This window comes from Psychrobacillus sp. FSL H8-0487 (genome assembly GCF_038008385.1).
GTDB classification, from domain to species: Bacteria; Bacillota; Bacilli; order Bacillales_A; family Planococcaceae; genus Psychrobacillus; species Psychrobacillus psychrotolerans.
Genome location: NZ_JBBOZA010000001.1, coordinates 2,168,481 through 2,182,619 on the forward strand (window position 1 = coordinate 2,168,481; position 14,139 = coordinate 2,182,619).

Sequence of the window (14,139 nt, forward strand, 5' to 3'; positions counted from 1 at the left end):
CTACCGTCCGTGCTTTACTTCAATAAGAAGTAAAGGTTCAGTTTGACGACAAAGGTATTTTTATAAACGTTTATGAATAGTAATAAATATTCATAAGGGTTTTATTCATCCTATTTAAAGTAAGATATTGCATACTCTTTTGGAACAGTATATAAGGCAAGGTCCACCACGAAGACTCCTGTGGGAATAGTGATATGAACCCCAAAAGTTGTACTCTTATTATGCCGCTTTTTCATAGTTTAAGCGATACTCAATGGGGCTCATCCCATTGAGTTTTTGTTTGATGCGTAGTGTATTGTAATATTCAATATAGGTTTCTATTTCTTGCGTCGCTTCTTCTAAAGAGCGAAATGAATTTCGATAGATACATTCATTTTTTAAAATACCAAAAAAACCTTCCATTAGGGCATTATCTAAACAGTTTCCTTTGCGTGACATACTTTGTGACATGTTATAAGGTTTTATCAACTGTTGAAAACGCGGGATTTGATACAGCCAGCCTTGATCCGAATGGATCAATACTTGATCTTGAAGAGATAAATTTGCCCGTTTGATCGCATTTCCAAAAGAATCTTGTATTAGTCCAAAGTTCGGGTTTTGTGTAATAGAATAACCGACAATCTCCCGGTTAAACACATCTAAAAAGGCGGATAAATAAAGTTTATTGCCGGCTACTTTAAATTCTGTTACATCTGTTAGCCATACTTGATTTGGTTTTTCTGTCTCAAAATGACGATTGATTTTATTATTCGCAATCTGACCAACCTCGCCACGGTACGAACGATATTTCTTTGCCTTTTGAACACCATGTAAACCAAGGTCATTCATTAAACGGCGTACCGTTTTATGATTAATAAAAAATCCTTCTTTGCGTAAGGCTAAAACAATTCGGCGATACCCGTACAACTCTTTGTGTTGGTAGAATATACGTTCAATCGCTTCTTTTATCGTTGCGTATTTATCTGCCTTCTCTAAGTTCTTCTTATGATAATAGTAAGTTGCTTTTTTTACTTCAGAAACATGTAATAAAATTTGTAGAGGAAATTCATGCCTTAATTCATCAATCACTCTTACTTTCTCTTTGGTTGGGACTTCTTTTTTTCTTGAACTAAGGCATCTAACTTTTTTAAATAAGCATTCTCTGCTCTTAAGTATTCAAGCTCTTCTTGTAATTTTCCGATGTCTGTCATACCTTGTTTCGGCTGCTTTTTCTTCATATCACGACGCTCCCTTTTCAAATAATAGAGCGTCCATTCCTCTTCTGACATGTATTGATGCATCCACTTCCAGATGGTTGCACGACTGGGAATGTTAAAACGACCAGCTACTTTTGAATAAGGTTCAGCTGTCTCTATCATATGTTGTATTACGTGTATTTTAAAAGATTCCTCATAACCTTTACAAGCAGGAGCCATTAATCCTTCCATTCCATGAAATCGATAGATTTCTATCCAACTACTAATAACCATTTTATCGACACCCAGGTCGCGTGCGATTTTTCTTAATGACATTCCTTTCTCAAAAAAGGCATCAATTACTTCTGCTTTTTTTATGTTCATAACGTGCACCCCCAAGTTAGTTTTAAGGTCCAACATTTTGGGTGCACATCATAGCTTGAGCTGAAGACCCCGCAGGAACGTAGTGACGAGGAGGCTGAAGCCAAGCCCACGGAAAGCGAAGTGGTGGGCCTTGCCGAGTTTAATATTCAAGTCTATACATATAAAATTAAGTTTATCTAAAGTCTGGGGCTTTACTTCAATAAGAAGTAAAGCCTTTTTCTTAGCTCATTTTTATCTATCTTTATTACTATTTTTTTGTAAAAAAAGAGCCTCACAAATGTGAGACCCTTCATCGAATATAGTTTTAAATTATTGTGCTCTTGATACGTATGAACCTTCATCTGTATTGATGATTAGCTTATCGCCAACATTGATAAACAATGGAACCGTTACTACTAAACCAGTTTCAAGACTAGCAGTTTTAGAACCGCCGCCTGACGTATCTCCTTTGATACCTGGCTCTGTTTCCGTTACTTCAAGAACAACTGATTTTGGTAATTCTACTCCTAGTGTTTCCCCTTGGAATTGAATTACATGTATTTCCATGTTTTCGCGTAAGAATTTTAATTCATACTCGATTTGGTTTTCATTTAACTCAATTTGTTCGTAAGACTCAGTATCCATAAATACATGCTGATCACCATTTGCATATAAATATTGCATTTTAAAGTTATCAATTTGTGCTTTTTCCACTTTTTCTCCAGCGCGGAAGGTTTTTTCGTTTACTGCACCGTTACGTAAATTTCTCAACTTAGAACGTACAAATGCTGCGCCTTTACCAGGTTTTACATGTTGGAAATCTAGCACTCGATATAATACACCATCCACTAAAATTGTTAAGCCTGTTTTAAAATCATTTACTGAAATCATTATTTTTCCTCCAAATTAAGATAAGATTAGTAATTCTTTTGTTGAATGCGTTAGCTTCTCTAAACCATTCTCTGTCACAAGAGCGTCATCTTCGATTCTAACTCCACCAATATTCGGCAGATAAATACCTGGTTCAATCGTGATAACCATACCTGGCTCCAAAACGATATCGGAACGGAATGACAATCCAGGACCCTCATGCACTTCTAAACCAATCCCATGACCCAACGAATGACCAAATGCTTCCCCGTAACCTTTTGAAGCAATATAATCTCGAGCGATAGCGTCTGCTTCTTTACCAGTCATTCCTGGTTTAACTTTTTCTAAAGCTAATAGTTGAGAATCAAGGACTACTTGATAGATTTCTTTTAATTGATCACTTGGTTCCCCAACTGCCAACGTACGTGTCGTATCCGAAATATACCCATTGTATAATGCACCGAAGTCTAATGTGACAAAATCTCCATTTTCAATGACTTTATCCGTAGCAACACCGTGCGGAAGTGCTGAACGTGTTCCAGAAGCTACTATTGTATCAAAGGAAGAAGAAGTTGCTCCTTTTTTGCGCATGAAAAATTCTAATTCATTCGATACTTCAAGCTCAGTCATACCTGGTTTTATGTAAGTAACGATATGCTCATATGCTTCATCAGCAATACGACAAGCTGCCTTTATTATACTAATCTCTTCGTCCGTCTTAATCAAGCGAATTTTTTCAACAAGGCCTGAAAGTGGCACTAAATCGACTTGTACAGCTTGCTTGTATAGTTCATAATCGCTATACGTCACATCATTTTTTTCAAATCCTAATGAGTTGATCCCCATATCTGTTACTTGTGTAGCAATTTCTTCCATCATTGTTTTCTTATGTTGTACTATACGAAAATCTTTAATCTGACTAGCGGCTTGCTCTGTGTAACGAAAATCTGTTATAAACACTGCATCTGTTTTAGAAATTATTGTGACACCAGCTGTTCCAGTGAATCCTGTCATGTAGCGGATGCTATGACCATTCGTAATTAACAGAGCGTCTACTCCATTTTCTTCAAGTGCTGCACGTAATTTACTAAGTTTCATTTTTAGCCCTCATCTCATTTTCTATATTACTTCTTTGTATATTTTATCATAGTAAGTGAGGGCGGTAAATTTTTCATTTTTCTAGAGGATTATCTTTGTAGTGAAATATCGCCGATTCCATGATGAAACGAACAGCTACTATAACAATACAGATAAAAGGGATCGATATTTTTTTTATCGTTTTCTCTATTGAATCTGCATCTAAAATAATCCATTCAAGTACAATCGCAATGATGAGGCCTATGGTAAAACTAGTGATGGAAACCGGAATTTTAATAAATAATAATCCTAAATAGTATAGAAGAAAACAAATTCCCCAGATGACTAAAAATAAAATAATCCATTTCAAATATACATTGGTCCCTTTTAAAAAGAGGAAAGTTTTCGTATATCCGATAGGATTCCACTTGATGAATTGAAAATAATCCAACATTTTAAATAGAATGGTCGTTCCCATTGCAGCGACCATACTAGTAATAATCGATAATCCTTTCATGTAAATCTCCTTTGTTTTTCCTATAGTTTAAGCGAAAGAACTAGTAATTAAACATTACAACAAAATAAAAGCACAAGTGATAAGAGAACTTATCAGCTTGTGCTTTAGAATTATTATAGAAAAATATGAGATCCATGGAACGATCATATCTTAGTACACGTGAAATTTGTTAAGGCTTTTGTACTTTACAGCCCACATTTTAGTTGAGCATTGCAATTGGTGCATGTGTTACATCCACCCATTTCTTCCACAGTACCTTTACGACAGACAGGACATGTATTTCCAACTTCTGAACCAATCGTTACATTGGTTGAGCGTAAATCTTGAATCGTATCTATTAAAACTACATGTCTTTTTTCTACTCTTTCTTCTTTTGGATGATCTTCTAATGTGTTTTCCTCTGCTTTTAACGTCAGAACTTGTGAGTCGCGACTTCCATCGACATACACAGTACCACCCTTAGCTCCACCACGATATAAACGCTCGTACACTCCTTCAACCTGTTCAACCGTATATCCACGTGGTGCGTTAACCGTTTTAGAAATAGAACTGTCAATCCAACGTTGAATGATACATTGCACATCTGCATGAGCTTCAGGAGCAAGTTCCATCGCAGTAACAAACCATTCTGGGAGATTTTCTTCTTCAGCAGATTCATTTTGACCTAAATATTCTTGCACAATGTCTGCTTTCACTTCTATAAATTTACCTAAACGACCACTTCTATAGTAAGTGAATGAATAATACGGCTCAAGTCCAGTAGAAACACCAACCATTGTTCCAGTTGAACCTGTAGGTGCGACTGTTAACAAATGAGAATTTCGAACACCATTCTCTAAAATAGAATTTCGAATGTCTTCTGGCATTGAACTCATAAATCCTGTTTCCGTAAATGCCTTACGCAAGCGATTAGTTTCCTCTTCTGTCTCACCAGTTAAGAATGGGAAGCTTCCGCGTTCTACAGCAAGTTCTGCTGATGTTTCATATGCTGCGATCGCAATTGTTTTAAAGATTTCATCTACTAAAACATTACCTTCATCTGAACCATACTCTTTTTCACAATAGATTAACAAGTCGGCAAGACCCATTACACCTAAGCCTATACGTCTTTCACCAAGTGCTTGTACTTTGTTTTCTTCTAAGAAGTATGGAGTTGCATCGATAACGTTATCTTGCATACGTACACCAACACTTACTGTTTCTTTTAACGCTTCATAGTCCACAGTCTTAGTTTCTTTGTTTGCAAATTGTGCTAAATTCACAGCAGCCAAGTTACACACAGAATATGGTGCAAGTGGTTGCTCTCCACAAGGATTAGTAGCGACAACTTTTTGTCCATATGCTGTAGCATTCGTTTTTTCATTTGCATTATCGATGAAGAAAACACCAGGTTCTGCAGAATAAGTAGCACAAATATTGATCAAATTCCAAAGATCTTTCGCTTTTACTGTGCGATAAGTTCGAACCTCATAGCCCATTCTTTCCCACTCACGAACATCGCCAATCTTATGCCAATTTTCGTTGTAGAAATCCATTTCTTCTGGAGAATAAGCTTCAGTTGCCGGGAAACGCAAGTCAAAGTCGCTGTCTTCTTCTACTGCTTTCATAAAGTCATCCGTCAGCGTCACGGAGATATTTGCACCAGTTAAAAACTCAGAATTATGAACGGAATAAGTTCCGCCATCACGTAATTTTGTTTCAGCATCACGAATGATTTCTGCATTAAATCCACCTAGACCTGGAATAGCTTTGTAATTGATAATCCCTTGATACATCGCTTCTTCCTGAACAGTAAGTGGTTTGAATTTAAGCTTGTCCTTCGCGAGTTGTTTGATCGTTTCATCATTTGTGTTTTCAATCAAGAAACGTAAAATACGAGGGTTTTGCATTTTAGAGATTATAAATTCCGCAATATCAGGGTGCCAATCTGCTAGCATGATCATTTGTGCACCTCTACGAGAACCACCTTGTTCGACAAGATGAGTTAGTTTAGCGATATCGTCTAACCATGAAACAGAACCAGATGATTTTCCGTTTACTCCTCGAGCTAACGTATTTCTTGGTCTTAGAGTAGAACCGTTTGTACCAACTCCACCACCACGGCTCATAATTTCCATAACTTGTTTGCGGTGGTCACTAATCCCTTCACGCGAATCTGCAACGAATGGCATCACATAACAGTTAAAATAAGTAACATCCGTTCCCGTTCCTGCACCATATAATACTCGTCCAGCTGGGATGAATTTTAAAGAAACTAGTTGTTGGTAGAATTTCTCAAACCATTCTTCCCGTTTTTCTTCTGTTTTTTCTACAGACGCAAGTCCTGTCGCGTTTCTTTTGGCAATTTGCTCGTAATATACTTCAAGAGGTTTTTCAATCACGCTTAAAGGACGAGTAATAATTCCAGATTCGATCTTGGCAGCATCGTCAATCGCACTTCGGTAATCTTCCTCGATTTGCACTTCAGCTGTTTTCGCTTGTTCGTTAATCGAAACGATATACCCTAGACCACGCGCTGGAAATTTAGGATCTTCTTTAACTGTTAGAACAACAAAGTCTCCTGCTTTTAACGTTTTCTTTTCCGTATCCTTAAAGGAATAACGATCGATCATGACAAGTCTCGACACACCTTTATGTGTAAGTGTCATATCTTCTGTGATCGAATGTACTTGTGGAAATAATTGGATATCTTTGTTTAATGCTTCAACATTTAAAGTAAGGTTCGTTTCATTTTTAGTTGTTACCATTTACTCTTCCTCCATTCTACAAATTGCAATTGACACAACATGTAGTAGTTTCATTTATAATACGACACAATATATTGAAGAGTAAAGCGAAACTAGTCAGGATTAATTAATATAATCCCTAACTCCTAGTTTTCGAATTTACTATAAGACATTGTTACTTTTATTTTTTATAATTCCATTTATCATTAGCATATCTTGTCACTTCTAGTTGTTTTACGTAATTCTTCTGTTCTTGCGTTAAGTTATATTCGACCAATTCTATCTCCAAGGCATCTGCAAATCCTTTTTTAAAAGCAGTTTTACATTCTTCCATTGTTACCGGTTTTGATATTATTTTGTTAATGGAGACAGCTTTTTGAGATAGGCCTTTTCTCACTTTCTCTCTTACCTCTTCTGAAGCGAATTTAAACGTTTGAATTAATTTATCTTCATCAAGATCAAGTAATATTGCACCATGTTGTAGAATAACACCTTTTTGTCTTGTTTGTGCACTACCAGCAACTTTCTTTCCTTCGACGACTAATTCGTACCAGCTCGGTGCATCAAAACAAACTGCTGATTTTGGGTTTTTTAAATTTTCTTTCTGTTCGTCTGTATTCGGAACAGAAAAATAAGCGTTTAAACCAAGATTTTGAAATCCTAGCAGTAAACCCTCACTGATAACACGATAAGCTTCGGTTACAGTTGCTGGCATACTTGGATAACTCTCTGTAACGATTACACTGTATGTAAGTTCATGTTCGTGAAGTACCCCTCTTCCCCCTGTAGGTCTACGCACAAAACCAAGTCCTAATCTTTTCACTGCTTCTATATCAATCTCTTTTTCCACAGTTTGAAAATAACCAATTGATAATGTTGCTGGATTCCATTCGTAAAATCTAATAACCGGGGGAATAAGACCCTCACTATGCCAATCCAGTAAGGCTTCGTCCAACGCCATATTGTATGATGGACTGCAGGGGCCAGAATTTATGAAGTACCATTTTGTCTTTTCCACCTTAATCTCTCCCTTCACAACGTGTATCATTTTATCAAATAGATTGAATTGTATCTAGCACTTCTTTTATAATGAATAGGAAACATAGAGAGGGGAAAGACCGTGTTAGAATTATTGTACTTCGTTATCGCTATACTTGTTGCCTTTTTAGTCTATGCTGGAATCTCGGCATATCGTTTAAAGAAAACTGTAACCAATCTCACGCAAGAACAATTTATTGAGGGTTACCGTAAAGCACAGCTTATTGATGTGCGTGAACCAAAAGAATTTGATGGTGGACATATTTTAGGAGCAAGAAATGTTCCTTCTACTCAATTTCGTCAGCGTTATAAAGAAATTCGTCCAGACAAGCCCGTGTACTTGTATGATCAAAGTGGTGCAAGAAGTGCGCGTGCAGCAATGTTTTTAAAGAAAAAAGGATATACACAGTTATTCCAGCTCCAAGGTGGGTTCAAAGCTTGGACAGGTAAAGTTAAATCTAAGTAATACATAAGGTTCTTCTAAACAGAGGAACCTTTTTTCTTTCATCCACACAATCTGGAGGGTTTAGATGCAAAAACACATTTTGTTTTCTCATTTAGAAGATTTTAGAATCACTCACCCAAATTATGATGATTTTGCTATTGTTTCAAGACGAATTATTGCTACTTTGAATGAACGGGCAACAGGAGATTGGCAAGTAATTGATATTGGCGACTCTATTCTTCAACTGGAGGGAAATTTGTTAGATATGATGGAAAAAGGCTTACTTCCATACGAAGTGCTATGTTCTATTTTCGAAGCAAAGGCTCAGCGTAAGATTTCTAGTAAGTCTCCATTAAGCTTTGAGAATAAATTAGAAGTTGTAGAAACATTTGAAAACAATCTTATTTTCTTTCCACAATATAATGTGGCCTTAACTCTTGCATTTAACTATTCTGGAGGAAATACCTGGCCAGAATATCAGTTTTTTTCAACTTCGGTAGATCAAGCCTTGAGTTTCTTACAAGAAATTAACGAAAAGCTAAGACAATTGTTAATGCAGTCTGTAACTTATCTGGTGGATACAGAAAATGGTGTCCAACGGAGAAATTATGGAGAGCAGGCAGCTGTGAGTAGAGACGATGTCCTTTTAGCAGAAAGTATTAAACAAGATATTTTTCGTTCCATTGATGAATTTTTTAAACAAGATGGGTATTTCTTTAAAGAATATGGACTTCCCTATAAGCGAGGTATTCTTCTTTATGGTTCCCCTGGTAATGGTAAAACAACTTTAGTAAAGTCAATTACTGGATCAACGAAAGCTCCGGTTGTCTATTGGCAGATTACAGAGTTTACGGGTAGTCATTCCATCCAAGAAGTATTTGGTATTGTGACAAGACTAGCACCTGCTATTTTAGTTATTGAAGATATAGATTCCATGCCAGAATATACTCGTTCAGTCTTTTTAAACACCCTAGACGGCGCCCAATCCAGAGAAGGACTATTTATCATAGGGACAACCAATTACCCTCAAAAAATTGATCCTGCACTTATTAACCGTGCTGGTCGTTTTGACCGAGCGTATGAAATTCCTTCTCCAACAGCAAAAGTACGACAAGATTATTTACGCAAACTAGATATCAAAGGAATACTCTCTGACGACCAAGTGAAAGAGATGGCCAAGCTTTCTAAAGGGCTGTCTATGTCCCAGTTAAACGAACTATATATGTCCGTTGCTCTAAACTGGCACTATGATGGGAACTTGGATTACGAGAAGAGAATAGAAGAACTAACAAAGCAAAATAATCGATCAAATAAAAACAACTGGGAAAATGATGAAAACTCTATTGGATTTAACTACTAATGAAGAACTGAGTGATAAATTTGCATTTTATCAATGAACCGAAAAGGATTTTTTACGTAATTGCGGTTATACTCACTATTGCCCTTGGGTTGAGTAGTAGATATTTTAATACGTTGCCTCCTTTCATCCAAAGTCATGCCGGTGATACAGTATGGGCAATGATGGTGTATTTTCTTTTTCGGTTTTTCTTTGTACACAGAAGTAAGTATGTAGCATTATATCTAAGTGTTATTTTTTGTTTTATAGTTGAATTTAGTCAGCTGTATCAAGCAAATTGGATTAATACAATACGTGATACTTTGCTGGGTGCTCTAATACTCGGTAAAGGTTTTCTTGGAAAAGATCTACTACGGTATTGTATTGGTATTGTTATAGCTTTTGTAGTGGATAAAAGGATTTATCCTATTATTGCTCAAAAACACTAGGTATACCCCGATTAAAGGTGCTGAAAAGTTTTTATGATAACCTAAAAAAAGCTTGCCAATTATTAATTGACAAGCCTTTTTATGATAAATAATATTACCCCTCCAATATAAGTTTGCTTTCGCTTTCCATTAATCCCCCCACGTCGTCTTGTTCTTTGCACATTTTTATCCAATTTACATATCCGTATATTGAGTTAACTAGAAATGCGGTCCACATCACTAACATCGACCAATCGTTTCCACCTGATTGCAATAATGTAATAGCCCATAATACAATGGATAATCCGTTGACGACAATCCATAGCACCCACTGTTCCGCATATCGTTTAATCATCAAAATTTGAGCAATAATGGATAACACGACAGCAACTGAATCAATTCTTACTTGTTGCCCTCCAATTAGATGCAGGAAGTATGCATAAAGAACCGAAGTTATAACAGCAATTACAATTAACTGAAACCACTGTATTTTGGTTAAAGTCTTTACTTTAACATCCTCTCCAGTTGTTGACTGATCAACTTTATTTTTATTCCACAAGTAAATTCCAACAAACTGCAACGGAAAGTAGAACAATCCATTTAACATCGCTTCTCCATATAATCCGTATGTATAGGATATGTATGCATATGTTCCAGTTTGGACAATCCCAAAGTAATAATTACTGATTTTCCCTTTCGCTACTAGAACAACGCATAGCATCCCTGTCAGAGAGCTAATCAAACCCAGCAACGAGTCACCCCATGCAAAAAATAAGTAAATATTTACTAAAGTAAAGACTCCTAGCCAAGCTAGCTCAAATTTCGTCCAGTTTTTCATCTTACCCTCCAAAAAGTTTAAATTTGCCTCTGATACCTACTGGTAAAAGTCGTAGAATACTCGGAAGCGAAACTAATCCTTTATAGGCTAAAAGCAAGCATACTCTTCTTTCTCTAACATTAACCCAATACTAGGACTTAAATAAAGAACAAGAGATACCGACGTCGATTAGGACCAACATGAATATAAACTGAACCCAACTACCCTCAGAAGTTGAGGCTTTCGTTTTTTCTTTCATTATTAATCTACCTCAGTTGTCTTTACACCTGTAAAGTTTTTAGTTTACAGTCATAGTATACGTATATGGATATAAAGTTACAATAAGAATTTTATATTTTAATAGAGTAGTATGTCCTTCAAAGGAATATGTTTACATGCTCGAAAAGAAAAGCCAGACTCAATATAGGTTGGGTGTGATAGTTAGAAACATATTAAGTGTTTTATCAGCACTGAAAGTACTAATACATACAACTAAAAGGGTGTGATCCCGGAAGAATCACACCCTTTTTCTGTTATGCTTTTATATATCTTAATACCGGCTTACGCGCAGCTTTTGTTTCATCTAAACGGTTAATAACTGTAGTATGAGGAGCATTTTGAACGATTTCTGGATTTTCTTCTACTTCTTTTGCAATTTGAATCATTGCATCACAGAATGCATCCAAAGTTTCTTTTGACTCCGTTTCTGTTGGCTCGATCATCATACCCTCTTCTACATTCAATGGGAAGTAGATTGTAGGTGGATGATAACCAAAGTCAAGCAAACGTTTGGCCATATCTAGCGTACGAACGCCCAATTTCTTTTGGCGACGACCACTTAGTACGAATTCATGCTTACAATGGCGGTTATAAGGAAGATCGAAATGTCCCTCTAATCGTCTCATCATATAGTTTGCATTCAATACAGCGTACTCTGTTACAGCTTTAAGACCATCAGGACCCATTGAACGAATATACGTATAGGCACGAACATTTATACCGAAGTTTCCGTAGAATGGTTTAACTCTTCCAATTGTTTGCGGACGGTTATAGTCAAATGTATATTTGTCATCCTCTTTTACGAGTACCGGGCTTGGTAAGAACGGTATTAAATCAGCCTTAACTCCAACTGGACCTGAACCAGGACCTCCGCCGCCATGTGGACCTGTGAAAGTTTTATGCAAGTTTAAGTGAACACAGTCAAAGCCCATATCTCCAGGACGTGCTTTTGACATAACGGCATTTAAGTTTGCACCGTCATAATACAATTTACCACCCACACCGTGGATAATCTCTGCTAATTCTAATATTGTTTCTTCGAATAAACCTAATGTATTAGGATTAGTTAACATCAACGCAGCAGTATCTGGACCTACTACACGACGTAAATCTTCCAAATCTACTAAGCCTTCCTCATTTGATTTGACGGTAATCGTTTCGAAACCTGCAACTGTTGCGGAAGCAGGATTCGTTCCATGCGCTGAGTCAGGTACAATTACTTTTGTACGCTGGGTATCCCCATTTGCTTCATGGAATGCACGAATCATCATGAGCGCAGTCCATTCTCCATGTGCACCTGCAGCTGGTTGAAGTGTCACTTCATCCATCCCAGTGATTTCGATCAAATGTTCCTGAAGATCGTACATTAACTCCATTGCGCCTTGAACAGAAGCCTCATCTTGTAATGGATGAATATTCGCAAACCCAGGGAAACGTGCAACTGATTCGTTAATTTTTGGATTATACTTCATCGTACAAGAACCAAGCGGATAGAATCCTGTATCCACCCCATGATTTCGGTTAGATAAAGCCGTATAATGACGCATAATATCTAGTTCGGATACTTCCGGCAATTCAGCTTCTTCCACGCGCTGCATACCTTCTGGTAATAGAGTTGATAAATCTACTTCAGGTACATCTAGTTCAGGTAGGTTATAACCTACACGACCCTCTTTCGTAATTTCAAAAATTAGTGGTTGATTATCTTTATGCATGAAGAGCCCCCATTTCTTGCACGAGTGCATCTATTTCTTCTTTCGTACGCTGCTCTGTAACAGCAATTAATACATGGTTTTTAAGATCTGTGTTCACTCGCCCTAGATCAAATCCACCGATCATTCCCTTTTCAAGAAGTACTTTATTTGCATCTGCCACGGAACCATTTACTTTTACAACAATTTCGTTAAAATGTGCACCTTGATACGGCACTTCGAATCCTGCTTTTTCAAAGGATTGTTTTGCATAATGTGTTTTTACAATATTTTGAGTTGCCATTTCTTTAACACCTTTTTTACCAAGTGCTGTCATCGCAACGGAAGCTGCAAGTGCGTTTAATGCCTGATTTGAACAAATATTGGATGTAGCTTTATCGCGGCGGATATGCTGTTCGCGTGCCTGTAAAGTTAGTACATAACCACGACGGCCTTCCTCATCTGTTGTTTCACCTACTAAACGACCTGGAACTTTACGCATAAGCTTAGTGCTTACTGCAAAGAACCCACAGTGTGGACCACCAAAAGCTTCGGAAATCCCGAATACTTGCGCATCTCCAACTGTAATATCTGCTCCAAATTTACCCGGGGGTGTTAAGACACCAAGTGCTAACGGATTGGCCGAAACAATGAACAAGGCATTTTGCGCATGAGTTAATTGCTCTACTTTTGCTAAATCCTCTATTTGTCCAAAGAAATTAGGATATTGAACCATTACTCCAGCAGTATCCTCATCTACTAATTCTTCTAATTTCATCAAATCAGTTACTCCATCTTTCATTGGCACTGTAACTACTTCGATATTTTGTCCTTTTGCATATACCTTCACCACATCTATATATTCTGGGTGTGTTGCTTCTGATACGAGTAGCTTTTTGCGACGCGTATGAGCTGCAGCAAGGTTGCCCGCTTCTGCTAGTGCAGTACCACCGTCATACATAGAAGAATTCGCAAGGTCCATTCCTGTTAGTTCACAAATCATCGTTTGAAATTCAAAAATTGCTTGAAGTTCACCTTGAGAGATTTCAGGTTGATACGGAGTATAGGCAGTATAAAACTCTGATCTAGAAATAACATGATCTACAATAATTGGCTTGAAATGATCATAAACACCAGCACCTAAAAAGGAAGCATATTGTTTACTGTCAGCATTTTTTGCAGCAAGCTGGCTCAATTCTTTCAATAGAGCAGATTCTGCTTTTGCAGGTTTAATATTGTACTCACCTTTAAAACGAACTTTTTCAGGAATGTCTGCAAACAATTCATCAATTGCGGAAATGCCAATTACATCTAACATTTCTTTTTGATCTTGCTCAGTCATTGGTAAATAACGATGCTTCATCAATGTACAACCTC

13 protein-coding genes are annotated in these 14,139 nt (G+C 37.1%); 3 read left to right on the forward strand and 10 right to left on the reverse strand.

The features are described from left to right. Positions 1–219: 219 nt before the first annotated feature. The 7 genes from MHI47_RS11060 to MHI47_RS11090 all read right to left on the reverse strand — a co-directional run bounded on the left by MHI47_RS11060 (position 220) and on the right by MHI47_RS11090 (position 7,746). Positions 220–1,155 (reverse strand): IS3 family transposase, encoded by a 936-nt coding sequence (locus MHI47_RS11060; RefSeq protein WP_340771389.1) that lies wholly within the window; start codon positions 1,153–1,155, stop codon positions 220–222. Continuing rightward, the gene (locus tag MHI47_RS11065; protein ID WP_340769264.1) at positions 1,071–1,559 is read right to left on the reverse strand and encodes a hypothetical protein; all 489 of its coding nucleotides are present in this window, start codon (positions 1,557–1,559) and stop codon (positions 1,071–1,073) included. The genes MHI47_RS11060 and MHI47_RS11065 overlap by 85 nt, the downstream gene beginning before the upstream one ends. Positions 1,560–1,868: 309 nt before the next feature. Next, positions 1,869–2,429 (reverse strand): elongation factor P, encoded by a 561-nt coding sequence (gene efp / locus MHI47_RS11070; RefSeq protein WP_093538420.1) that lies wholly within the window; start codon positions 2,427–2,429, stop codon positions 1,869–1,871. Positions 2,430–2,444: 15 nt separating this feature from the next. After that, positions 2,445–3,506, reverse strand: a complete 1,062-nt coding sequence (locus tag MHI47_RS11075; protein ID WP_093538419.1) for a M24 family metallopeptidase — start codon at positions 3,504–3,506, stop codon at positions 2,445–2,447. 73 nt (positions 3,507–3,579) lie between these two features. Continuing rightward, complete coding sequence (locus MHI47_RS11080; RefSeq protein WP_093538418.1) at positions 3,580–4,002, reverse strand: hypothetical protein; 423 nt, start codon at positions 4,000–4,002, stop codon at positions 3,580–3,582. 185 nt (positions 4,003–4,187) lie between these two features. Continuing rightward, positions 4,188–6,749 carry a vitamin B12-dependent ribonucleotide reductase gene (locus MHI47_RS11085; protein WP_340762553.1) on the reverse strand — a complete coding sequence of 854 codons (2,562 nt, stop codon included), beginning with the start codon at positions 6,747–6,749 and terminating at the stop codon, positions 4,188–4,190. Between the two features lie 160 nt (positions 6,750–6,909). Next, positions 6,910–7,746, reverse strand: coding sequence for a lipoate--protein ligase family protein (locus MHI47_RS11090; RefSeq protein ID WP_093538416.1), 837 nt, complete (start codon positions 7,744–7,746; stop codon positions 6,910–6,912). Between the two features lie 102 nt (positions 7,747–7,848). Here MHI47_RS11090 and MHI47_RS11095 point away from each other — a divergent pair, with 102 nt between their 5' ends. The 3 genes from MHI47_RS11095 (at position 7,849) to MHI47_RS11105 (ending at position 9,996) form a co-directional block, all read left to right on the forward strand. Then, positions 7,849–8,232 carry a rhodanese-like domain-containing protein gene (locus MHI47_RS11095; RefSeq protein WP_093538415.1) on the forward strand — a complete coding sequence of 128 codons (384 nt, stop codon included), beginning with the start codon at positions 7,849–7,851 and terminating at the stop codon, positions 8,230–8,232. A 64-nt stretch (positions 8,233–8,296) separates the two neighbouring features. Continuing rightward, positions 8,297–9,571, forward strand: a complete 1,275-nt coding sequence (locus MHI47_RS11100) for an ATP-binding protein (RefSeq protein WP_340830846.1) — start codon at positions 8,297–8,299, stop codon at positions 9,569–9,571. A gap of 11 nt (positions 9,572–9,582) precedes the next feature. After that, the gene (locus tag MHI47_RS11105; RefSeq protein ID WP_340830847.1) at positions 9,583–9,996 is read left to right on the forward strand and encodes a ribosomal maturation YjgA family protein; all 414 of its coding nucleotides are present in this window, start codon (positions 9,583–9,585) and stop codon (positions 9,994–9,996) included. Between the two features lie 94 nt (positions 9,997–10,090). Here MHI47_RS11105 and pnuC read toward each other — a convergent pair whose 3' ends face one another. From pnuC to gcvPA, 3 genes are all read right to left on the reverse strand, one after another. Next, the gene (gene pnuC, locus MHI47_RS11110) at positions 10,091–10,813 is read right to left on the reverse strand and encodes a nicotinamide riboside transporter PnuC (RefSeq protein WP_340830848.1); all 723 of its coding nucleotides are present in this window, start codon (positions 10,811–10,813) and stop codon (positions 10,091–10,093) included. Positions 10,814–11,325: 512 nt separating this feature from the next. Beyond that, positions 11,326–12,786: an aminomethyl-transferring glycine dehydrogenase subunit GcvPB gene (gene gcvPB, locus MHI47_RS11115; protein WP_093538412.1), complete on the reverse strand. Its 1,461-nt coding sequence runs from the start codon at positions 12,784–12,786 to the stop codon at positions 11,326–11,328. Next, positions 12,779–14,125 carry an aminomethyl-transferring glycine dehydrogenase subunit GcvPA gene (gcvPA, locus tag MHI47_RS11120; protein ID WP_340832040.1) on the reverse strand — a complete coding sequence of 449 codons (1,347 nt, stop codon included), beginning with the start codon at positions 14,123–14,125 and terminating at the stop codon, positions 12,779–12,781. The genes gcvPB and gcvPA overlap by 8 nt, the downstream gene beginning before the upstream one ends. Between the last annotated feature and the right edge of the window lie 14 nt (positions 14,126–14,139).